The organism is Alloyangia pacifica, assembly GCF_900116195.1.
In the GTDB taxonomy this organism is placed as follows: domain Bacteria; phylum Pseudomonadota; class Alphaproteobacteria; order Rhodobacterales; family Rhodobacteraceae; genus Salipiger; species Salipiger pacificus.
The window spans coordinates 24,703-45,794 of the sequence record NZ_FOZW01000014.1 but is presented as its reverse complement, the minus strand read 5'-3'; the positions used below and the strand labels follow the sequence as shown (position 1 = coordinate 45,794).

Sequence of the window (21,092 nt, the reverse complement as noted above, 5' to 3'; positions counted from 1 at the left end):
TGCCGGAATTGACAGCTCTCCGTGTGGATGTTTAGATATAAATGTTAAGCTCGAATATGAATATACCCCCGCCTCGCGAGAGCGGGGCCCATCCTTGCCCGCATTGCCGAGGACCAGACATGACCGCCCAACGACACGGCCAGATCATCGCCGTCGATCCGGAGGGGATCGCGGAATACAAACGCCTGCACGCCGCGGTCTGGCCGCAGGTGCTGGAGATGATTTCCGCCTGTAATATCAGAAACTACTCGATCTTCCTGAAGGAGCCGGAGAACCTGCTCTTCGCTTACTTCGAGTATGTCGGCACCGACTTCGAGGCGGACATGGCAAAGATGGCCGCGGACCCGGTGACTCAGGACTGGTGGTCGCATTGCATGCCGCTGCAGCGTCCGCTCGACACTCGGAGCGAGGGCGAGTGGTGGGCCGAGGCTGAGGAGGTCTTTCATCATGACTGACCCTGCACAGAAGCCCGGCAGCACCATGATCGGTCCCTTCCTTCTGCTCAGCGCCGCGGACAACGTGCTGGTCGCTCGCGAAAGTGCTGCCGAAGGCACCGAGGTGCCTCTCGAGCACGGGCCGGTGGCGCTGGCCCGCGCGATCCCGCTGGCCCACAAGATTGCCCGTCACGACATCGCCGAGGGCGAGAGAATCCTGAAATACGGAATGCCTATCGGCATCGCGACCGAGGGCATCCCTGCGGGCGCGCATGTGCACGTGCACAACATCCGCTCCGCCTACACACCAACCCACATGTTGCAGGATGCCGACGGGGTTTCGGCGGCGGTGGCGCAATGAAGGGCTGGCTGCGGCAGGACGGGCGCAAGGGTATCCGCAATACGGTGGTGGTCGCCTACCTGGTGGAATGCGCGCATTTCGTTGCCTCGAAGATCGTTTCGGGTTTCCCCGAAGAAGACGTGCAACTGATCGGCTTTCCGGGCTGCTACCCCAATGAGTATGCCGCGCGGATGATGGACCGGCTCTGCACCCATCCCAATGTCGGCGCGGTGCTCTTCGTCAGCCTCGGCTGCGAGAGCTTCGACAAGGTGCGTGCCTCCGAGGCCGTCTCGGCCTCGGGCCGGCCGGTGAAGACGCTGGTGATCCAGAAGGCCGGGGGCACCGCCTCGACCGTGCAGATGGGCCGCGACTGGGTGCGCGACGCGCTGGCGCAGGTGGCCGAGGTGCCGCGCGTGCCGATGGGCGTCGACGAGCTGGTGATCGGCACGGTCTGTGGCGGCTCCGACGGCACGTCGGGCATCTCCGGCAATCCGGCGGCGGGCAAGGCCTTCGACCTGCTGGTGGGAGAGGGGGCGGCCTGCATCTTCGAGGAGACCGGAGAACTCATCGGCTGCGAGGAGATCATGGCCGAGCGCGCGGTGACCCCCGAGCTTGGCCGGGCCCTGCGCGAGAGCGTGCAGAAGGCCGAGCGCTATTACGCCACGCTGGGCTACGGCAGCTTCGCCGCGGGCAACGCGGCGGGCGGGCTCTCGACCATCGAGGAGAAGAGCCTCGGTGCTTACGTCAAATCCGGCGACAGCCCGATCTCAGGGCTGATCAAGCCCGGCGACGTGCCGCCGCGCGGCGGGCTCTACCTGATGGACGTGGTGCCCGACGGCGATGTGCGCTTCGGCTTCCCCAACATTTCGGACAATGCCGAAATCGTCGAGATGATCGCCAGTGGCGCGCATCTGTCGCTCTTTGTCACCGGACGCGGCTCGGTGGTCGGCTCCGCCATTTCTCCGGTCATCAAGATCTGCGCGAACCCGCAGACTTACAGAAACCTCTCCGAGGACATGGACGTGAACGCCGGGGACGTCATAGAAGGGAAGCGCAGCATCGAGGAGGTTGGCCGCGAGATCAGGGATCTGGTGGTCGCGGTGGCGGCAGGCGCACAGACGAAGTCCGAGGCTCTGGGGCACAGGGAATTCATCTTGACCTACAAGAGCTTCGAGCCGATTGGCCCGGCCTGTCTGCCGGCCGCATGATGCAGGATGAACGAGGAGGAAGAATGAACCTTCAACAAAGACTTGCCGGCAAGAAGGCGGTGATCACCGCCGCCGGTCAGGGAATCGGTCGCGCCACGGCGGAGCGTTTCGCCGCCGAGGGGGCCGAGGTGATCGCCACCGACATCAACGACGCCGCGCTAGAAGAGCTTGGCAAGATCGAGGGCATCACGGCCAGAAAGCTCAATGTGCTGGACGGAGATGCTATTTCGGCTTTTGCCGAAGAGGTTGGTCCGGTCAATGTGCTGTTCAATTGCGCGGGCATCGTTCACGCCGGCACGCTTATGGATGCGACCGAGGACGAGTGGGATTTTGCCTTCGATCTCAACGCCAAGGCGCAGTTCCGTATGATCCGCGCCTTCCTGCCGGGGATGCTCGACAACGGCGGTGGCTCGATCATCAACATGTCCTCGGTCGCGGGGCCGATCACCGGCCCGGTCAACCGGCTGGTCTACTCGGCCTCCAAGGCCGCGGTTGTCGGACTGACCAAGGGCGTCGCCGCCGACTACGTGACCCGGGGCATCCGCTGCAACGCGATCTGCCCGGGCACGGTCGACAGCCCCTCGCTGCACCAGCGCCTGCGCGACACCGGCGATTACGAGGGCGCGCTCAAGGCCTTCATCGGGCGTCAGCCGATGGGCCGCGTGGGTGACCCTGCCGAGGTCGCCGCGCTGGTCGCCTATCTCGCTTCCGACGAATCCGGTTTCACCACCGGTCAGGCCCACGTCATCGACGGCGGCTGGACCACCTAAGAATTCAAAAGGATTTCCCCATGAAACTCGCACGTTACGGCGCACGCGGCGCCGAGAAACCCGGCCTGATCGATGCCGATGGCAAGCTGCGCGACCTCTCGGGCCATGTCTCGGACATCGCGGGCGATGTGCTGACCGACCTCGACAAGCTGAAGTCGATCGACCCGGCCTCGCTGCCGCTGGTCGAGGGTGAGCCGCGCTTCGGTGCCTGCGTCGGCGGCACCCGCAAGTTCATCTGCATCGGCCTGAACTACGCCGACCACGCCGCCGAGAGCGGCATGGATGTGCCGCCCGAGCCGGTGATCTTTGCCAAGTTCACCTCGGCGATCTGCGGCCCGAACGATCCGATCATCATCCCGCGCAATTCGGTCAAGACCGACTGGGAGGTCGAGCTTGGCTTTGTCATCGGCAAGACCGCGAAATACGTCAAGGAAGAGGACGCGATGGATCACGTCGCGGGCTTCTGCCTGATCAACGACGTCTCGGAGCGCGAATTCCAGGCCGAGCGCGCCGGCCAGTGGGTGAAGGGCAAATCCTCGGACAACTTCGGTCCGACCGGACCCTGGCTGGTGACCCCGGATGAGGTGGGCGACTTCGACAACCTCGGCATGTGGCTCGAGGTGAACGGCGAGCGCGTGCAGGACGGCTCAACCGCCACCATGGTCTACCGCGTGCCCTTCCTCGTCTCCTATCTGTCGCAGTTCTTCACCCTGGAGCCGGGTGATATCATCTCGACCGGCACGCCTCCGGGCGTCGGCCTCGGCTTCAAGCCGCCGCGCTATCTCAAGGCGGGTGACACGGTGGAACTGGGCATCGAGGGGCTTGGGACTCAGAAGCAGCTCTGCGTGGCTGACGACTGACATATGCGGCCTTGCCCCGTGCGGGGCAGGGTCCCGCCCTGAAAACAACGCGGCGCGGTCCCATGGGCCGCGCCGTTCGTCATTTCGGAAGATTCCGAAAAAGCCTCAGTTCAGGCTTTTGGGGTAGATGAAGCCAGTCACCGGGTAAATGCTGCCAAGCGCGCCGGGGTTGCTCTCGAGCCGGACCTCGGACCAGTCGTTGCGCGGCGAGACATCGACCACGGCCATCTTCAGCGACACCTCGTTGCGGTGCCAATTGGCGTGATCGACCATAACCTCGCGCGGCGAGACCACCTCGGATACGACGGCGACATGGCCCATCGGCAGGCGCGAGGTCTTGCTGAACGCCATGACCGCACCGATCGCCGGCTGCTTGCCGCGCTGGTAGAGGTTCTTGGCCTGGCCCCACCAGGTCTCGGCATTGCCGCGGATATTGATGCCGCTGAGGTTGCGCGCGTAGGGCACGCACCAGACTCGCTGTCCCTCGGACTGCAGTTTCTGCGCCTCGCGCAGGGCAAGCTCCTGGCGGTCCGGGCTCAGCTCGATGTCCGACAGGCGCTGGATCTCGGGCGTGCTGGAGCAGGCGGCGGTGATCATCAGCAGGAGTGCGCAGGCGACCGGCATGGCCCGCGACTTCAAGGTGGCGTTTTCCACGCGCATTGTGTCCCTCGGCGTCTTGTTTTTCTGCTCGGCGCCGCTGTTCCCGCGGCGGCCTCGTCGGCAGAATGGTAAACACGACGCTTGTAACAAATCGAAGAAAACGTGACCGCTTTGGAACCGGCGGATTTCCGCCTACACGTTCCCTTTCCGTTCCGGAATGCACTCGGCGATCACGGCAAAAGTGATTAAATTTTAGACTTTTGTCAGGGGCAAGTCCGGAACCAAGAGGCCGGCGGCGGCGACATGTCCTCGAAGCGCTGTCTGCCGGTGCTCTTCAGGCGGGCGAATCCGTGATCTCGGAAAGGTCCACGGCCACGAGGCCGAGCGCGCGGGCGGTCTCCAGCGACAGCTGCGCGCTGTCGAGGCCGCGCGCCGCCTGGTAGCGGCGCACCGCCGCCCGGGTTGCGCCGTCCATTTCGCCTGTCACCGTGCCGGAAAACTCCCCGCGCGCCGCGAGCGCGCGCTGCACCGATGCGATGAACTCCGGCGTCATCTGCGCCGAGCAGGGGGCCTCGAACCGCATCTCCCCGCGCGGGCGCACCAGCTTGGGGACCTTGGTGCGGCGGTAGATCGGCGCGCGCAGCACCGTGCCGTCCTCTGCGATCTCGGCTTGCACCACCAGCACTTCGCCCGAAACCTGCTCGTAGATCGCCGGCACGTGTTCGCGCGCCCAGCAACTGCCGTCCGCCGCCGTCTCGGTCGGAAGCGGTGCCTCGTCCTCGGGCAGCTGCGGTGCGGCGCAGGCGGCAAGCAGCACCAGCAGGGCGGGCAGGCAGGCGCGGGGCAGGAAAGGGGGCATGGCTCGGCCTCGTGACGTCTTTTGCGGCGGACCCTAGCAAGCGCCGGGCTGCCGTGGAAGCGGCTCGCGCGGAGCGCTTTGCCCGCGCGACAGGGATCCCACGCCTCCCTGCACGGAAACCGCGCCGCTGACCTCTGGACCCGCCCCCATGACGAAGGCTACAACGCGCCCTGACGAATGATGGAGACAAGGCCGATGGCGAAGATCACCTATATCGAGTTTGGCGGCACCGAGCATGTCGTAGAGGTTCCGAACGGCCTGACCGTGATGGAAGGCGCGCGCGACAACAACATCCCGGGCATCGAGGCAGATTGCGGTGGCGCCTGCGCCTGCTCGACCTGCCACGTCTATGTGCACCCCGACTGGATCGAGAAGCTGCCGCCGAAGGACGACATGGAAGAAGACATGCTCGACTTCGCCTTCCAGCCCGACGCCGACCGCTCGCGCCTGACCTGCCAGCTCAAGGTGACCGATGCGCTCGACGGTCTGGTCGTGCAGATGCCGGAAAAGCAGATCTGAGCCGAGCGGCCGGATCCCCGCGCGGGTCTGCCCGCGCTGACCGGGCGCGATGCGGATCTGTCCGCGCGGGCGGCGCGGCGCTCACCGTCGGACTGGCACTCGCGCTGGCACTGAGCTTTTTTCTCGGCGCGGCGCGCGCCGAGCAGCCCCCGGATGCGCGCTACGCCGAGCCCACCACGCGCTACGATCACGGCGTGCTCGGCGATGCGGTGGAATGGGGGGCGTTGCGCTTGGACGGACCCGGTGGCCCGGTGCTGCTGCGCCTGCCCAAGACCCGCGTCTTCGAGGACATCGCCCCGCGCGTCCTGCCGCTGCCCGAGGGCGGCTGGGCGGCGCTGGTGGTCGAGAGCGATCTGGCGAAGGGCGCCCGGCTGGCGCTCTATTCCCGCGCGGGACTGCTGGCGGCGACCGACTTCATTGGCCAGCCGCACCGCTGGCTCGCGCCGCTGGGCGGTGCGGACCTCGACGGCGACGGCGCGCTGGAACTGGCCTATGTCGATCGTCCCCACCTTGCAAAGACCCTGCGCGTGGTGCGCTATCATCCCGGCGATCCGCATCTGCGCGAGGTCGCCGCGCAGCCCGGTCTGACCAACCACCGCATCGGCTGGGACTTCATCGCGGGCGGCCTGCGCGACTGCGGCGATGGTCCCGAAATAGTGCTGGCCGACGGGTCCTTCTCGCGGCTGGTCTCGGCACGGTTGAGCGGCGCGACCCTCGTTCTGAGGGACCTCGGCCGCTGGTCTCGTTCCCGCTCCGAGGCGGCGTTGCGCTGCCGCTAGCGCAGCGGTGTCCGCAATAAAGTCAGCCCGCCCCTTCTTCTCTTTCCAAATACGCCCGCCGGAGGCGGTCCCGGCGCGCCACGCGGACTCAGTGGGGGTAGGGCACCAAGATCAAAAGGGGCTTTGCTTTCCCGCCCGCCCCGCGTACCCATGCCCGTATGAGAACACTCTTTCTTGGGGACGTGATGGGCCGCGCCGGACGCGCCGCCATCGCCGAGACGCTGCCCCGCCTGCGCGAAGACTGGAAACTCGATTTCGTCGTGGTCAACGGCGAGAACGCCTCGAGCGGCACTGGGCTCACCGGTGCCCATGCCAAGCTGATTCTCGAGGCCGGCGCCGACGTGGTGACGCTGGGCGACCATGCCTTCGACCAGAAGGAGATGCTCACCTACATCGAGAGCGAGCCGCGCATCATCCGCCCGCTGAACTTCGCCAAGCAGGCGCCGGGCAGGGGCGCCGCGCTCTATACCGACCGCCGCGGGCGCAAGGTGCTGGTGCTGCAGGTGCTCGGGCAGGTCTTCATGAAACGCGCCTTCGCCGATCCCTTCTCGGCAGTGGACGAGGTGCTGCGGCGCCATCCGCTGGGCGGTCAGGCGCAGATGATCCTCGTTGACGTGCATTGCGAGGCGACCTCGGAGAAGATGGGCATGGGGCATTTCTGCGACGGGCGCGCCAGCCTCGTCGTCGGCACCCACACCCATGTACCCACCGGCGACGCGCAGATCCTGCCGGGCGGCACCGGCTACCTGACCGACGCCGGCATGTGCGGCGACTACAACTCGGTGATCGGCATGGACAAGGCCGAGCCGATGCGCCGCTTTGTCACCGGCATGGGCAAGACCCGCTTCCAGCCGGCCCTCGGCGAGGCGACGCTCTCGGGCGTGCTGGTCGAGACCGATGACCGCACCGGCAAGGCGACCTCGGTGCGCATGGTGCGCCAGGGCGGGCGGCTGGAGCAGGCCGGCCCCTGATGCGCCGGGCCTGGCCCTTTCTCGCGCTGATCGGCGTCGGCGCGCTCTGGGGAGCGGGCCAGCCGCTGGCCAAGACCGCCGTGTCCGAGGGCTACCGCCATGTCGGCATCCTGTTCTGGCAGCTGGCGCTCGGCGCGCTGCTGCTCGGGGCGGTGACGCTGCTGCGCGGACGGAGCCTGCGGTTCTCGCGCGGCGATCTGCCGCTGCTGCTCTTCGTGGCCCTGGCCGGGACCGTGCTGCCGGGCATCTCCTCCTATACCGCCGCGGTGCACCTGCCCTCGGGGCTGATCTCGATCCTGCTCTCGGCGGTGCCGATGTTCACCTTTCCGCTGGCGCTGGCGCTCGGCAACGACCGGTTTTCCTGGCGCCGCCTCGCGGGGCTCTTGTTGGGGCTCGGCGCGGTGGCGCTGCTTGTGCTGCCCGAGGCCAGCCTTCCCGAGCCCGGCATGGCGCGCTGGATCCCGGTGGCGCTGATCTCCTCGGCCTTCTACGCGCTCGAGGGCAATGTTGTGGGGCGCTGGGGCACACGGGGGCTCGATCCGGTGAAACTGCTGGCTGGCTCCTCGGCGCTGGGGGCAATGGTGGCCCTGCCGTTGGCGCTTGCCACCGGTCAGTTCATCGATCCGAGCCTGCCCTGGGGGGCACCCGACCTTGCCATCCTCGCCAGCGCGGCGATCCACGCCTTGGCCTATGCGGGCTACGTGGCGGTGGTGACCTCGGCGGGAGCGGTCTTTGCCGTGCAAGTCAGCTATCTGGTAACCCTTTTCGGGCTTTGCTGGGCCATGCTCTTCCTTGGCGAGAGCTACACCGGGGCGATCTGGGGGGCGCTGCTCATGATGTTGGCAGGCATGGCGCTGGTGCAGCCGCGGCCGCGCGGGTTCCTTGTAAGCGCCGATACATGCGCTAAGAATGGGAGCGCACCAAGTAAGGTCGGGCTCGCAGTGACAGGCGATTTGCAAGCATGAATTTTCTCGATCTGAGCCAGACGGCGCAGGCATGGATGACGATCGGCACGGTTCTTGCCATGTTCATCCTCTTCATCCGCGAGACCTATCCCACCGAGGTTGTGGCGATCGGCGGGACCGCCTTTCTGCTGGCCATGGGCGTGCTGCCCTACCAGGACGCGCTGGCGGTTCTGTCGAACCCGGCGCCCTGGACCATCGCGGCGATGTTCGTGGTGATGGGGGCGCTGGTGCGCACCGGCGCGCTGGACACTTTTGCCACCTACGCACAGGCGCAGGTTCAGCAACGCCCGAAGAAGGCCATGGCGGTGATCATGGGGGTGGTGATCCTCGCCTCGGCCTTCATGAACAACACGCCGGTGGTGGTGCTGATGCTGCCGGTCTTCGTGCAGATCTCGAAATCGCTCGGCCTGCAACCCTCCAAGCTGCTGATCCCCCTGAGCTACGCGGCGATCCTCGGCGGCACCACCACGCTGATCGGCACCTCGACCAACCTGCTGGTGGACGGCGTGGCGCGGGCGCAGGGGCTCGAGGCCTTCAGCATCTTCGAGGTGACGCCGCTGGCGATCATCCTCGTGGCCTGGGGGATGCTCTACCTGACGCTGGTGGGGCGCTTTCTGCTGCCGGACCGTCATTCCATGGCCGGGATGCTGTCGGACCGCTCGCGGATGAAGTTCTTCACCGAGGCGGTCGTGCCGCCCGATTCAGACCTCGTCGGCCGCGAGGTGCTCGGCGTGCAGCTCTTCAAGCGTGAGGGCGTGCGACTGATCGACGTGGTGCGCGGCGACGAGTCGCTGCGTCGCAACCTCGAGGGGGTGACGCTGGAGGTCGGCGACCGCGTCGTGCTGCGCACCCAGATGACCGAACTCCTGTCGCTGCAGCGCAACAAGTCCCTCAAGCGCGTCGACCAGGTCTCGGCCAAGGAGACCACCACGGTCGAGGTGCTGATCTCGCCCGGCTGCAAGATGGTCGGCCGCAGCCTTGGCGGCCTGCGCCTGCGCCGACGCTTCGGGGTCTACCCTCTGGCGGTGCACCGGCGAAACCAGAACATCGGCCGCAAGATCGACGAGCTGGTGGTCCGCGTCGGCGACACGCTGCTTCTCGAAGGCGCGCCCGAGGACATCAAGCGCCTCGCCGAGGAAATGGAATTGGTCGACGTCTCGCGCCCCTCGGCCCGCGCCTTCCGCCGCGGCCACGCGCCGGTGGCTATCGGCGCCATGGCGGGCATCGTGTTGCTGGCGGCGCTCGGCGTCGCGCCGATCCTCGCGCTGGCGGTGATCGCCGTGGCGGTGGTGCTCTTCACCCGCTGCATCGACAGCGACGAGGCGTTTTCCTTTGTCGAGGGCCAGCTGCTGGCGCTGATCTTCGCCATGCTCGCCATCGGCGCGGCACTGGAAAGCTCGGGCGCGGTGCAGCTGATCGTGGGCGCGGTGGCGCCGCTGCTCGAGACGCTGCCGGGGCCGCTGCTGATCTGGGCGGTGTTCCTGATGACCTCGGTGCTGACCGAGGCGGTGAGCAACAACGCCGTTGCCGTGGTGGTCACTCCGATCGCCATCGGGCTGGCGCATCATCTCGGGATCGACCCGCGCCCGCTGGTGGTGGCGGTGATGGTGGCGGCCTCCTGCAGCTTCGCCACGCCGATCGGCTACCAGACCAACACACTGGTCTACGGTCCCGGCGGCTACCGCTTCTCGGACTTCCTGAAGGTCGGTGTGCCGCTGAACCTGACCATGGGCATCCTCGCCTCGGCGCTGATCCCGTTGTTCTTCCCGCTCTGAGCGAGCTGGGTTCCGGCCCTGTCAGCCCGATCGGGCGGCGGTGTTCATCGCAAGAGGCGCGATGGCGCCTTTGCTCACCTCCGCGCGTACGGGCTCTCGGCCTGGCTCCGGATGAATTGCGCCGCGGTCGCGCGTGGCGTGACATCCCTGCAAAACAGGGGCGTCGGGCTTGCGGGGGCAGGGGGCTCTGGGGTATGAGACCGCGATATTCCACATGACAGACGAGGCAAGGGGTCCACATGGCCGGCCATTCCAAATGGGCAAACATCCAGCACCGCAAGGGCCGTCAGGACGCGGTGCGCGCCAAGCTCTTCTCGAAATTCTCTAAAGAGATCACCATCGCCGCCAAGATGGGCGATCCCGATCCCGAAAAGAACCCGCGCCTGCGGCTCGCCGTCAAGGAAGCCAAGAGCCAGTCCATGCCCAAGGACAACATCGAGCGGGCCATCAAGAAGGCCATCGGCGGTGACGGCGAGGATTACGAGGAAATCCGCTACGAGGGCTACGGCCCGAACGGCGTCGCGGTCATTGTCGAGGCGATGACCGACAACCGCAACCGCACCGCCTCCAACGTGCGCTCGACCTTCACCAAGAACGGCGGCAACCTCGGCGAGACCGGCTCGGTTGCCTTCATGTTCGAGCGCAAGGGCGAGATCATCTACACGGCCGCTGCCGGTGATGCCGACACCATCATGATGGCCGCGATCGAGGCGGGTGCCGAGGATGTCGAGAGCGACGAGGAATCCCACGTCATCTACTGCGCCGACACCGACCTGAACGAGGTCGCGACCGCGCTCGAGGCCGATCTCGGCGAGTCGGAATCGACGAAGCTGATCTGGAAGCCGACCACCACCACCGAGCTCGATCTCGACTCGATGCAGACGCTGATGAAGCTGGTCGATGCACTGGAAGACGACGACGACGTGCAGCGCGTCACCACCAACTTCGAAGCTTCCGACGAGGTCATGGCGCAGCTCTGACCCGGGGCGCCTGACGGATGCCCAAAGATATCTGAAGGAGCGGGGCTGAGCCCCGCTCCTTTGCGTTTCGGCCGCCTTCTGCCCTGTGCCGGGCGCGGCCCGTCAGACTTGCGCGGTCCGCGTGATCGCCAGTTCGACCACGCCGGTCACCGCGCCGGAGTAGGTGGCGGTCAGCGACAGGTCGAGATCGCCCAGCGTGATGTGCGTGTGCTGCGCGCGCCGCGATCCGCCCCGGTCCTCGAGCTTCTCACCGACCCGCAGGACGAATTCGTCGCCGTCATGGGCCATGCCGTCGAGGGCGGCCTTGGGCAGGACGCCGGCGTAGAGCTCGACCCGGTCGGCGGTCGCTCCGGGGCTCGCGCCGAAGACGATGAAGAAGGCGCTGAGCGTTCCCGCCGCTGGATCCTGGAAATCATGCCGGAAGCCGAGCGAGGCACCGACACCGCCGCGGATGTTCTGGGCGGTGGCTCCGACCGCCTGGAAGCGCGAGATCATCGCGGGCGGCATTGCCTCTTCCAGCCACTCCCCGGCATGCAGCGCATCGCCCATGAGGTGCCAGCTCAGTTCGGTGTCGTTGGCGATCACGAATTCCACCTGCAGCGCCGCTCCCGGCTGCTGCATCGTGCCGAGATCGTCGCGCATCGTCTCGAAGGCACCGAGGATGTCATGCGCCGCAATGGAGGTTGTATGCGGGGAAATCCCCGGGTTGGTGGCAGAACCTGCCATGACTATCTCTCCTGAAAAATGGACTTGTGAAAAAGTATCCACAGTGTGACGCAAACGGGCCCGACCTCCAACCTCTTTGTGGCGGTGCAGCGCGGGGTGTGGCGGGACTTCGCCCGGAGATGCTAGGGGGGCGGGCGCACTTGCCTCGGCGCGGGCGAGGCGTCAGGTTGGCGCCGATACATATACCCCGAGACACTCAAGGACCGATGACCCAGTACCTCGATATGCCCGACTACCGCCTCGCCTATGTCCACACGCCGGGGGAGGGCCCGACCGTGGTCTTCCTGTCGGGCTACAAATCGGACATGGAGGGCACCAAGGCCGTGCATCTCGAAGCCTGGGCCAAGGCCCGGGGCCGGGCCTTCCTGCGGCTCGACTACTCCGGCCACGGCCAGTCCGGCGGCGTCTTCGAGGAGGGCTGCATCGGCGATTGGGCGTCGGACGCGCAGGCGGTGATCGAGCATGTCACCTCCGGCCCGCTGATCCTCGTCGGCTCGTCCATGGGCGGCTGGATCGGCAGCCTGCTGACCCAGCGGCTCCGCGACGTGCGCGGCTTCGTCGGCATCGCCGCCGCGCCGGATTTCTCGGAAGACAGCTTCTGGGCCGGCTTCTCCGATGAGGAGCGCGCCGAGGTGATGGAACAGGGCGTCGTCTACCTGCCGTCGGCCTATGGCGAGCCCTATGCGGTGACGCGCAAGCTGATCGAGGACGGGCGTGCGAATCTTGTGCTGCGGGGCCCCCTGCCGATGCCTTACCCGGTGCGGCTGGTGCAGGGCACCGAGGACGAGGCGGTGACGCGCGAGACCGCGCTGCGCCTGCTCGACCATATCGACAGCCCCGACCTGCGGCTCACGCTCGTGAAGGGCGCCGATCACCGCTTTTCCGAACCTGACAACCTGACCCACATCGAAACCGCGATCCTCGAGGTCGGCGGCTGAGGAGAGACCATGGACCATCGCATCAGCCTGATCACCCTGGCCGCCCGCGACCCCGAGGCGCTGGCGGGCTTCTACGAAGCTCTGGGCTGGCAGCGCGTCGAGACCGTGCCCGGCATGGTGGTCTTCGACCTGCTGGGGCAGGCGATCGGCATATACTCCCGTGAGGCGCTGGCCGAGGACATGGGCGTGGCGCCCGATACGCTCGGCCATGGCGCGATGACGCTGGCGCACAACGTGGGCTCCGCCGAGGATGTGGATGCGCTGATGGCGAAAGCCGAGGCGGCGGGCGCAAAGATCCTGCGTCCGGGCGGTCCGGTCCACTGGGGTGGCCACATCGGGTATTTTGCCGACCCGGAGGGCCACGTCTGGGAGATCGCCCACAATCCCTTCTCGCCGCTCAGGGCCGAGGATGGCGCGTTCCGCTGGCGCGGCTACTGACGTTGAGGGGCATACCAAAAGGATTTCTTTACCAAGCGTGATCATGCTGCCTGCCAAGACAGGGAGGCAGCAGTGCGCGGCTTCGATCCGGAGTTCAAAGATTTTTCCGACTACCTGCGCAAGCTTGCGCAGCGGGTCTGGTCGCGCCGCGGCCTTGGGGCGGGGCAGAGCATCGAGCGGTGCTGGCATCCCGGTGTCATCCTGCGCCGCCCGGAGGGGATCGGCTTTGGCCCCGAGGCGCTGCGCACCGAGGTGGTCGAACTGGTCTCGGCCTTGCCCGACCTCGAGGCGCTGACCGAAGAGGTGGTCGGCACCGGCACGCCGCGCCGCGGCCTGCTCGGCGCGCAGCGCCTGCATTTCACCGCAAGCCACGCCGGCGACGGGATCTTCGGCGCGCCGACCGGACGGCCGGTGCGGTTTCGGATGCTGGCGGAGCTGCATGCCAAGGACAATCGTGTCGCGGACCTCTGGTCGGTGCGCGACACCGGCGCGCTGCTGAACCAGATGGGGCTGTCGGTGAAGGACTGGGCGCGCTGGCGCCTCGCGGGGCTCGAGCCGGACACCCAGCCCTTCCGGCCCGGGGTCGACGTTCAGGGACCCTATACCGGGCAGGGCGACCAGAGCCGTTGGGGCGCGGGTTTTGCTGAGTTGATCGAGGAGATGATGGGCGGCGGCTTCTCGGTCGCCCCCTCGCGCTACGATCCGGCTGCCCGTCTTTGCCTGCCCGGCGGCGAGCAGGTGCGAGGACCCGAGGGGGCGGAACGATTCTGGCTCGGGCTGCGCGCGGCCTTCCCGTCGGCGCGCTTCACCATCCACCACCGTATCGGTGCCGAGGATCCGAAGATGCCGCCCCGCGCTGCGCTGCGCTGGTCGCTGGATGGCCGGCACGACGGCTGGGGCCGCTTCGGCCCGCCGACCGGGGCACAGGTGCACGTCATGGGACTCAGCCAGGCAGAGTTCGGTCCGCGAGGGCTGCGCCGGGAATGGTCGCTCTATGACGAAGCGGCGGTCTGGATGCAAATCCACCTCGCCACGGGACAGGTGGCGGGGCGGACGGCAGCGGCGCAGCTGTCCCCGGGTGCGCAGAGCGGCTAGGCGGCGCCCCGGCATGATCACGGTTGCGTGGGGCGCCGGCGGCCGGCCGCCGGCGGGGCGCTTTCCGGCTTTCGCTGGGAATTGCGCCCCGCTACGCTAGCTGTCACTGCAGGGACCGGCGCGTTGGGCGCCGCGAAGAGTTCCGCGGTGTGACGACAGGGCAGAACAGAATTGGTGTTTCATCCACGACAGTTGATGCGCGCGGAGCCCGCGCGGCGCACAGGTCCGGGATTCGGGTCGGGATTTGGCTTGGAATCTGAGTTGGAAGTCGGGCATGGCACAGATGTCTGAGCCGCTCGTTCTGTTGCCCGACGCCCTGTGCGATGCACGGCTTTACTGGCCGCAGATCGCGGATCTCTCGCACGACATGGCCGTGATGGTCGCCCCGGTGCATCTTGGCGACCGGATCGAGGAGATCGCCTCGGGATTGCTCGACGTGCTGCCCCGGCGCTTCGCGCTGGCGGGCTGCGGCTTCGGCGGCATGGTGGCGATTGAACTGCAACGCCGTGCGCCTGACCGGGTGGTGCGGCTGATGCTGATCGGCAGCACGCCGCTCGCCGACACACCACAGCAGGCCGACGAACGCGACCGGCTGGTGATCAAGGCCCGTGCCGGAAAGTTCGATGAGGCCGTCGCCGGGTTGCTGCCCGAGGAAAGCTTCGCCGACGGTCCCTTCAAGACCGAGATCATGGCGCTGGTCCGCGACATGGCGAAGAGCTTCGGCTCCGACATTTTCGTCCGGCAGGCGCGCGCGATGCAGCGGCGGCGCGACCAGCAGGCGGTGATGGTCAAGCTGCGCATCCCGGTGATGATCGTCGCCGGCACGCAGGACACGCTTTACCCCGAGAAACGGCAGAGCGTGCTGGCCGAACTGGTGCCCGGTGCGGTCCTGCGGATGATCGACGGCTCCGGCCATCTGCCCATGCTCGAGGAGCCCGACGCGCTGTGCGCGGCGATCCGCGACTGGATGCGCTTGCCCGCCTCGCGCTGAGCCCCGGCGCGGCGCTTCCCTGTACCAACGCTTGACCGCCCCCGCGCTGCCGCCTATGGGAGCCGGGCGTGGAGGGCCGGGCGGCCGCTGCGGCGGGTTGACCGCCGGAGAGGAAAGTCCGGACTCGCTGAAGCATCGGTGCCGGGTAATGCCCGGGCAGGGCAACCTGACGGATAGCGCCACAGAGAACAGACCGCCGCCCTCCGGGGCGGTAAGGGTGAAACGGTGGGGTAAGAGCCCACCGGGGGGCTGGCAACAGGCCCCGCATGGCAAGCCCCACCGGGAGCAATGCCAAATAGGGACCCCGCGCGGGGCATGATCTCTTCGGAGATATCGCCGCAGGGCCGCTTCAGCCCGAGGGGTCCGGGTTGGCAGCTTGAGCCGTGCGGCAACGTACGGCCTAGAGGAATGGTCGCACAGGGGCGGGGCAACCCGTCCTGGACAAAATCCGGCTTACAGGCCCTCCACGCATGACATCCCGCCGCGCCGGTACTGGCGCGCTGGGGAAGAAATTGGGGAAAAACCGTCTTCCTCGCGATTCCGCGCCCAAGAGCTGTTGACTCCGGGCCGCGGCTGAGTAAAAGGCGGGCTTCAAGAGATTTCACGGGCGGCGCTCGCCCCCCGTTGCAGGAGAAGAAGAATGGCGAAGCCGACCACCATCAAGATCCGCCTGAACTCGACCGCCGGGACGGGCCATTTCTACGTGACCAAGAAAAACGCACGTACCATGACCGAGAAGATGACCGTGCGCAAGTACGACCCGGTCGTGCGTAAGCACGTGGAATACAAAGAAGGCAAGATCAAGTAAGCCTTCCTTGATTTCGGATCACGAGAGCCGCACGGGAAACCGCGCGGCTCTTGTCGTTTCTGCGGCTCGGACCGGTCGGGACGGGGCGGATCAGGCCGCGCGGCGGGGCGGGGCGTTCGATCTGGCTTTTTCCTGATATTGGAACAACTTGCCTGCTTTCGTATGCCAAAGTGCCCCGTGGTATGCAGCTAAGGCATTGATTTCACTGCATGACGGCCATTCCGTCACGTGGGTTTTCGGGCTCGCCGCTTCGTGAGATTCTGCATTGCAGAAATTCGACCGCCCGAGTCGCGGTCCTTCCTCCCGGCGCGAACCGCGCAGACCCGAAAAGAGTCCGATATGATCAAAGCTCCCCTCCTGGCCGCTCTGGCCATCGCCCTTCCCGTTGTCGCATCCGCTGGGTCGCTGACCCTTTCCGAGCCGCTCGCCGGCGGCACGCTGCGCGAAGGCACCGTGGACATGTCCGTCTACACCCAGCCCGCAGGCGAGACCGGTGTCGAGGTCGTTGCCTTTTACACCGAGCGCGCCGGGGCAGAGCCGCTGCGCCTTGCGATGCGGCTCGAGGAGGGCGACAGCACAACCTTCGGCCTGCCGGGCGTTTCGGGCGTTTCCTACCGCTTCGAGCGCAGCGCCGATGCGGTCATCGTGACGAGTGCGCCGGCCCGCACCGAGCTCGCGCTGAACTGAGCGCCGCGCGGTTGCGCTGACTCCGTCGAATTCGGAAAGGGCCGTCCCCGCAGGGACGGCCCTTTCCTGTTGCGCATTGCCCTCTCGCGCCGGGCCGGGCGCTCTGCTAGGGGTCGCGCCGGGATTTGACCATCGGGTGCGGCGATGAACGACACGCGGATCATTCTTGAGGCGGGGCCGGAGGGCGCGCCGGTGCTTTTCGAGCGCCCGCGCGAGCTGGTGTCCGCATCGACCCCCGCCGGGGCGCTTGTCGCCCTCGCGCGGCTCGAGCAGGCCCGCGCCGCCGGGCACTGGGTGGCGGGCTACGCCGCCTACGAGCTCGGATTCGCGCTGGAGCCCGCGCTTGCGCCTCTCTGGGAGCCCGGCGCGCCGCTGCTGCATTTCGGCATCTTCGACGGCCCGCAGGACGCCTCTGCCGCGCTTGCGCAGATGCCGGGGCAGGCGGCCCGCGTCACCGCTGTCACGCCGCTTTGGACGCGGGAGCGCTACGGCGAAGCGTTTCACGAGATCAAGGATATGCTGGCGGCGGGTGACCTCTATCAGGTCAACCTCACCATGCCCGTCGAAGCGCTCTTCGAGGGCAGCCCGGAGGCGCTCTGGTCCGCGCTGCGAGCCTATCAGCCGGTCGGCCACGGTGCCTTTGCGCAGATCGGAGGAGAGGTGATCCTCTCGCGCTCGCCCGAGCTCTTCTTCCGGCTCGATGCCGCGGGGCGGGTCGAGGTTGCGCCGATGAAGGGCACTGCGCCGCGCGGAGCCACGCCAGCCGAGGACGATGCGCTTCGCGATGCGCTGGTGGCGGACGAGAAGAACCGGGCCGAGAACGTGATGATCGTGGACCTCATGCGCAACGATCTCTCGCGGCTTGCGCGGCCCGGCAGCGTGAAGGTGCCCGAGCTGCTCAAGGTCGAGCGCTACGCGACGGTGCACCAGATGGTCTCGCACGTGGTGGCGGAGCTCGACTTCAGCCCCACGATACTGGAGCTCCTGCGGGCGATCTTTCCTTGCGGTTCGATCACCGGCGCGCCGAAGATCGCGGCGATGAAGGCGATCCACCGGCTCGAGCGCTGGCGGCGCGGGGTCTACTGCGGTGGCCTCGGCTGGATGGCGCCGGATGGGGCGGCGGAGTTCAACGTGGCGATCCGCACGCTGACGGTGACCGGCGCAGGCCGTGCGGTGCTGGGCGTCGGCGGCGGCATCGTGCAGGACAGCAGCTGTGACGCGGAATATGAGGAGGCGCTGTGGAAAGCCCGATTCCTGACCGGATTGATGCAGCAGGGCTGAGCCCCGACCTGCGGCTGATCGAGACCCTGCGCTGGGAGCCCGGCGAGGGGCCGATACGCGGCGAGCGCCATCTGGCCCGTTGCCTGCGCAGCTGCGCGGCGCTCGGCATCCCGCTGCAGCGCGCTGCGCTGGAGGCGGCGCTTGCCGGGTTTCGCGCCGACGGTCCGCAGCGGCTGCGACTCACTGTCGGGCGGGCGGGGGACATCGAGATCACCTCGGCGCCCTTCGATCCCGCCTCTGTCCTCGCGGGGACTCGGGTGATGCTCTGCGCGGCCCGGCTCGATGCAGGAGAGGCGCTCTTGCGTCACAAGACCACGGCACGTGCGCTCTATGACGCCGCATTGAAGGCGCGGCCCGAGGGGATCGACGAGCTCCTCTTTCTCAATACCCGCGGCGAGCTTTGCGAAGGGGCCTACACGAACGTCTTTCTGGAGCGGGAAGACGGCGTGCGGGTCACCCCGGCGCTCTCCTCGGGGCTGTTGCCCGGGGTTCTGCGCGAGACGCAGCTCGAGGAGGGGGCCTTTGTCGAGGCGGTGGTTCACCTTGCCGACCTGCAGAATGCAAGACGGCTCTGGATCGGCAACGCGCTACGCGGGCTGATGACCGCCGAACTGCGTCCCGGGGAGGTGCCCGTCTCGCTCTGAGCCGCCCGGTTCCGGGGGCGCAGGCGCTGTGCCATTGTCGCGCGTCGCGAGAGGTGCGTGTCGCCATGGCGCGGACAGAGCGCGCGGATCGCTTGTGGCATGGCGATCCGAACCAAAGGCGCTCACTTGGCTTTGCGTTGCGTGAAAGCCAAAGAAAAGCCCCGCCAGACCGTGGGTCTGGCGGGGCCGGGATGCCGGTGCTGGCGGGGCGATTACTCGCGGTTGCCGAGCAGCTGCAGCAGGAACATGAACATGTTGATGAAGTCCATGTAGAGGTTCAGCGCGCCGACGATTGCCGACTTGGCGAGCCATTCGCTGTCGCCGTGGGCGGCGTGCTGGAGGTAGGTGTTCTTGATGTTCTGCGTGTCATAGGCGGTCAGGCCGGCGAAGATCAGCACACCCAGGATCGAGATGGCGAAGTAGATCGCCGGCGATGCGAGGAAGATGTTGATGATCGAGGCCACGAGAATGCCGATCACGCCCATGATCAGGAAGGAGCCCCAGCCCGAGATGTCCTTCTTCGTGGTGTAGCCCCAGAGCGACAGGCCGGCGAAGGCGATCGCGGTGACCAGGAAGACCTGGGCGATCGAGAAGCCGGTGAAGGCCACGAAGATCCAGCTCAGCGACAGGCCCATCACCGCCGCGAAGGCGTAGAAGAACAGCTGCGCGCCGGCGGCGGACAGGCGGTTGAGGGCCGCGCCAAAGGCGAAGACCATGATCAGCGGGGCGAACATGACGATCCAGCCGAGGATGTTCGGGCTCAGCGTCGCCGGGTCGCGGAAGACCGCAAGCAGGTTCGGGCTGGTGCCCACGGCCCAAGCGACTGCGAAGGTCAGCAGCATGCCCACGGACATGGTCGCGTAGACCTTGTTCATGTGCGCGCGGAGCCCCGCGTCAATCTGGGCCGCGCGTGCGCCCGCCGCGCCGTGGGTCCGGATTGTGTTCAAGTCTGCCATCGGGTCGTGTCCTCCGAGTTGAATATGTGCAGTCCAAAGATAACTGTTCCGGTTCGATATTGGCAGCGCCTTTCTACTTTTCAAGAAGCGCGGAGCACGAAAGGGACTGTTTCTGAACTAAAAATGCCCTCTCCGTGCGGTCCGCGGAAGAGCGGCGGCGGAGAGGGCAGTGCGGACCCCGGGGGGAGCGGCCCGAAAAGCAAAGCAGGGCAAGGGGCTTGGCAGGTTGCCCATGTCGAAGGTGCAGGGTTCAGAGGCGCCAGTGGTTCGGGGCGTCCCAGAAACCGCGGCGGGCTTCCTCCAGTGCCTGAGACCGGGTGAGGCCGAGGTCCTGCAGCTGGTGATCGTCGAGTGCCGCGAGCTTGCGGCGCTGGCGGGCGATCGCGAAAAACCCGGTCAGGAGCGCGAGCAGCGAGGGGCGGCGGCGTGTCAGGCGGGCGCGGGGGAGGGCGATATCACGGGGCATAAGGGCATCCTTCACATATGCTGATGTTTCTCGGTGTTTCCATGTTGCTGTGTGATGAGTTATGCTGCCGGCACGGAAATCTGTAAAACGAATGTTCCTGAAGCAATTCATCACGGAGCTTGATGTATGCGAAATCTTGACCTGACGACCCTGCGCTCCTTCGTGGCTGTGGCGGATTCCGGCGGTGTGACTCGTGCGGCGGGCTTTCTGAACCTGACGCAATCGGCGGTCTCGATGCAGCTCAAGCGGCTCGAGGAGATGCTCGGGCTGGCGCTGCTCGACCGCTCGGGGCGCGGTGTGGCGCTCACCCCCGCAGGCGAGCAGCTGCTGAAATACGCCCGCCGCATGGTCGAGATGAACGACGAGATCTACGCCCGGCTCACCCGTCAGGACTGGGAGGGCGAGATCGTGCTGGGCGTGCCGCATGACATCGTCTACCCGGTGATCCCGCGCATCATGAAGCGCATGCAGCGCGACTACCCGCGGGTGCGGGTGCAACTGATCAGCTCCTACACCTCGGACCTCAAGGAGCAGTTCGCCCGCGGCGCCATCGACGTGATCCTGACCACGGAAAGCGAGCCCGCCGAGAGCGGTGAGGCGCTGCTCGAGGTGCCGCTGCGCTGGTTCGGCGCGCCGGACGGTACCGCGTGGCGCAGCAAGCCGCTGCGCATCGCCTTCTCGCGCCGCTGCGGCTTCCGGCCGGTGGCAATCGGCGAAATGGAGCGCGCCGGACTGGACTGGGAACTGGCGGTGGATTCCGAGATGGACCGGACCATCGAGGTCTCGGTCTCGGCCGATCTCGCGGTGACGCCGATCCTCGAAGGACACGCGCCGCAGCATTTCGAGATGATCCCGCAAGGCGTGTTGCCGGACCTCGGGATGCAGAAAATCTGCCTCTATGGCTCGGGGGCCAAGCCGCAGATTATCGAGCCGTTGCAGGAGATGCTGCGCAGCGAGTTCTGCACCCTGCGCCGCCGCCCGGAGCTGGCGGCGGAATAGGGT

Annotated in this window: 25 protein-coding genes and 1 other RNA gene; 21 read left to right on the top strand and 5 right to left on the bottom strand. The window is 67.0% G+C overall.

Annotation, left to right across the window (positions count from 1 at the left end):
* The first annotated feature begins 119 nt into the window (after positions 1-119).
* Genes BM397_RS23965 through BM397_RS23945 form a run of 5 tightly spaced genes read left to right on the top strand, consistent with a single transcriptional unit; the run spans position 120 to position 3,612 of the window.
* Complete coding sequence (locus tag BM397_RS23965) at positions 120-455, top strand: L-rhamnose mutarotase (RefSeq protein WP_092429622.1); 336 nt, start codon at positions 120-122, stop codon at positions 453-455.
* Entirely contained in the window at positions 448-795 is a 348-nt protein-coding gene (locus BM397_RS23960; RefSeq protein WP_143015424.1) for a UxaA family hydrolase, read from the top strand. Before BM397_RS23965 ends, BM397_RS23960 begins: the two co-directional genes overlap by 8 nt.
* Positions 792-1,982: a UxaA family hydrolase gene (locus tag BM397_RS23955; RefSeq protein WP_092429620.1), complete on the top strand. Its 1,191-nt coding sequence runs from the start codon at positions 792-794 to the stop codon at positions 1,980-1,982. The genes BM397_RS23960 and BM397_RS23955 overlap by 4 nt, the downstream gene beginning before the upstream one ends.
* Before the next feature lie 23 nt (positions 1,983-2,005).
* Positions 2,006-2,752: an SDR family oxidoreductase gene (locus BM397_RS23950; RefSeq protein ID WP_092429618.1), complete on the top strand. Its 747-nt coding sequence runs from the start codon at positions 2,006-2,008 to the stop codon at positions 2,750-2,752.
* A gap of 20 nt (positions 2,753-2,772) precedes the next feature.
* Complete coding sequence (locus BM397_RS23945) at positions 2,773-3,612, top strand: fumarylacetoacetate hydrolase family protein (protein WP_092429616.1); 840 nt, start codon at positions 2,773-2,775, stop codon at positions 3,610-3,612.
* A 105-nt stretch (positions 3,613-3,717) separates the two neighbouring features.
* Here the strand turns inward: BM397_RS23945 and BM397_RS23940 are convergent, their stop codons facing one another.
* The gene (locus tag BM397_RS23940; protein ID WP_425425978.1) at positions 3,718-4,272 is read right to left on the bottom strand and encodes a CHAP domain-containing protein; all 555 of its coding nucleotides are present in this window, start codon (positions 4,270-4,272) and stop codon (positions 3,718-3,720) included.
* A 274-nt stretch (positions 4,273-4,546) separates the two neighbouring features.
* Positions 4,547-5,071 (bottom strand): peptidoglycan-binding domain-containing protein, encoded by a 525-nt coding sequence (locus BM397_RS23935; RefSeq protein ID WP_092429614.1) that lies wholly within the window; start codon positions 5,069-5,071, stop codon positions 4,547-4,549.
* A 195-nt stretch (positions 5,072-5,266) separates the two neighbouring features.
* Between BM397_RS23935 and BM397_RS23930 the strand changes: the two genes are divergently transcribed.
* The 6 genes from BM397_RS23930 (at position 5,267) to BM397_RS23905 (ending at position 11,060) form a co-directional block, all read left to right on the top strand.
* Complete coding sequence (locus BM397_RS23930; RefSeq protein ID WP_092429612.1) at positions 5,267-5,590, top strand: 2Fe-2S iron-sulfur cluster-binding protein; 324 nt, start codon at positions 5,267-5,269, stop codon at positions 5,588-5,590.
* A 230-nt stretch (positions 5,591-5,820) separates the two neighbouring features.
* Complete coding sequence (locus BM397_RS23925; protein WP_245696207.1) at positions 5,821-6,369, top strand: VCBS repeat-containing protein; 549 nt, start codon at positions 5,821-5,823, stop codon at positions 6,367-6,369.
* Between the two features lie 158 nt (positions 6,370-6,527).
* Entirely contained in the window at positions 6,528-7,340 is an 813-nt protein-coding gene (locus tag BM397_RS23920; protein ID WP_092429610.1) for a TIGR00282 family metallophosphoesterase, read from the top strand.
* Positions 7,340-8,305: a DMT family transporter gene (locus tag BM397_RS23915; protein WP_092429608.1), complete on the top strand. Its 966-nt coding sequence runs from the start codon at positions 7,340-7,342 to the stop codon at positions 8,303-8,305. Before BM397_RS23920 ends, BM397_RS23915 begins: the two co-directional genes overlap by 1 nt.
* Positions 8,302-10,080: an SLC13 family permease gene (locus BM397_RS23910; protein WP_092429606.1), complete on the top strand. Its 1,779-nt coding sequence runs from the start codon at positions 8,302-8,304 to the stop codon at positions 10,078-10,080. Before BM397_RS23915 ends, BM397_RS23910 begins: the two co-directional genes overlap by 4 nt.
* Before the next feature lie 239 nt (positions 10,081-10,319).
* Positions 10,320-11,060, top strand: coding sequence for a YebC/PmpR family DNA-binding transcriptional regulator (locus BM397_RS23905; RefSeq protein ID WP_092429604.1), 741 nt, complete (start codon positions 10,320-10,322; stop codon positions 11,058-11,060).
* Between the two features lie 102 nt (positions 11,061-11,162).
* On the opposite strand, the gene BM397_RS23900 is transcribed toward BM397_RS23905, so the two are convergent.
* Complete coding sequence (locus tag BM397_RS23900) at positions 11,163-11,786, bottom strand: hypothetical protein (RefSeq protein ID WP_092429602.1); 624 nt, start codon at positions 11,784-11,786, stop codon at positions 11,163-11,165.
* A 206-nt stretch (positions 11,787-11,992) separates the two neighbouring features.
* Here BM397_RS23900 and BM397_RS23895 point away from each other — a divergent pair, with 206 nt between their 5' ends.
* The 9 genes from BM397_RS23895 (at position 11,993) to BM397_RS23855 (ending at position 18,668) form a co-directional block, all read left to right on the top strand.
* Positions 11,993-12,724: an alpha/beta fold hydrolase gene (locus BM397_RS23895; RefSeq protein ID WP_092429600.1), complete on the top strand. Its 732-nt coding sequence runs from the start codon at positions 11,993-11,995 to the stop codon at positions 12,722-12,724.
* Positions 12,725-12,733: 9 nt separating this feature from the next.
* The gene (locus BM397_RS23890) at positions 12,734-13,162 is read left to right on the top strand and encodes a VOC family protein (protein ID WP_092429598.1); all 429 of its coding nucleotides are present in this window, start codon (positions 12,734-12,736) and stop codon (positions 13,160-13,162) included.
* Between the two features lie 72 nt (positions 13,163-13,234).
* Complete coding sequence (locus BM397_RS23885) at positions 13,235-14,257, top strand: ester cyclase (protein WP_092429596.1); 1,023 nt, start codon at positions 13,235-13,237, stop codon at positions 14,255-14,257.
* 274 nt (positions 14,258-14,531) lie between these two features.
* Entirely contained in the window at positions 14,532-15,248 is a 717-nt protein-coding gene (locus BM397_RS23880) for an alpha/beta fold hydrolase (protein ID WP_342707638.1), read from the top strand.
* A 68-nt stretch (positions 15,249-15,316) separates the two neighbouring features.
* Positions 15,317-15,720, top strand: an RNA gene (gene rnpB, locus BM397_RS23875) — RNase P RNA component class A.
* 168 nt (positions 15,721-15,888) lie between these two features.
* Complete coding sequence (rpmG, locus tag BM397_RS23870; protein WP_007799108.1) at positions 15,889-16,056, top strand: 50S ribosomal protein L33; 168 nt, start codon at positions 15,889-15,891, stop codon at positions 16,054-16,056.
* A gap of 339 nt (positions 16,057-16,395) precedes the next feature.
* On the top strand, positions 16,396-16,743 hold the full coding sequence (locus BM397_RS23865; RefSeq protein WP_245696206.1) for a hypothetical protein: 348 nt from the start codon (positions 16,396-16,398) through the stop codon (positions 16,741-16,743).
* Between the two features lie 144 nt (positions 16,744-16,887).
* Positions 16,888-18,024, top strand: coding sequence for an aminodeoxychorismate synthase component I (locus tag BM397_RS23860; protein ID WP_092429594.1), 1,137 nt, complete (start codon positions 16,888-16,890; stop codon positions 18,022-18,024).
* Complete coding sequence (locus BM397_RS23855) at positions 17,982-18,668, top strand: aminotransferase class IV family protein (protein WP_245696205.1); 687 nt, start codon at positions 17,982-17,984, stop codon at positions 18,666-18,668. The genes BM397_RS23860 and BM397_RS23855 overlap by 43 nt, the downstream gene beginning before the upstream one ends.
* Before the next feature lie 212 nt (positions 18,669-18,880).
* On the opposite strand, the gene BM397_RS23850 is transcribed toward BM397_RS23855, so the two are convergent.
* Positions 18,881-19,624: a Bax inhibitor-1/YccA family protein gene (locus tag BM397_RS23850; protein ID WP_092429592.1), complete on the bottom strand. Its 744-nt coding sequence runs from the start codon at positions 19,622-19,624 to the stop codon at positions 18,881-18,883.
* 250 nt (positions 19,625-19,874) lie between these two features.
* Positions 19,875-20,090 (bottom strand): DUF1127 domain-containing protein, encoded by a 216-nt coding sequence (locus BM397_RS23845; RefSeq protein ID WP_092429590.1) that lies wholly within the window; start codon positions 20,088-20,090, stop codon positions 19,875-19,877.
* A gap of 126 nt (positions 20,091-20,216) precedes the next feature.
* On the opposite strand from BM397_RS23845, the gene BM397_RS23840 reads away from it, so the two are divergent.
* The gene (locus BM397_RS23840) at positions 20,217-21,089 is read left to right on the top strand and encodes a LysR family transcriptional regulator (protein ID WP_092429588.1); all 873 of its coding nucleotides are present in this window, start codon (positions 20,217-20,219) and stop codon (positions 21,087-21,089) included.
* The last annotated feature ends 3 nt before the right edge of the window (positions 21,090-21,092 follow it).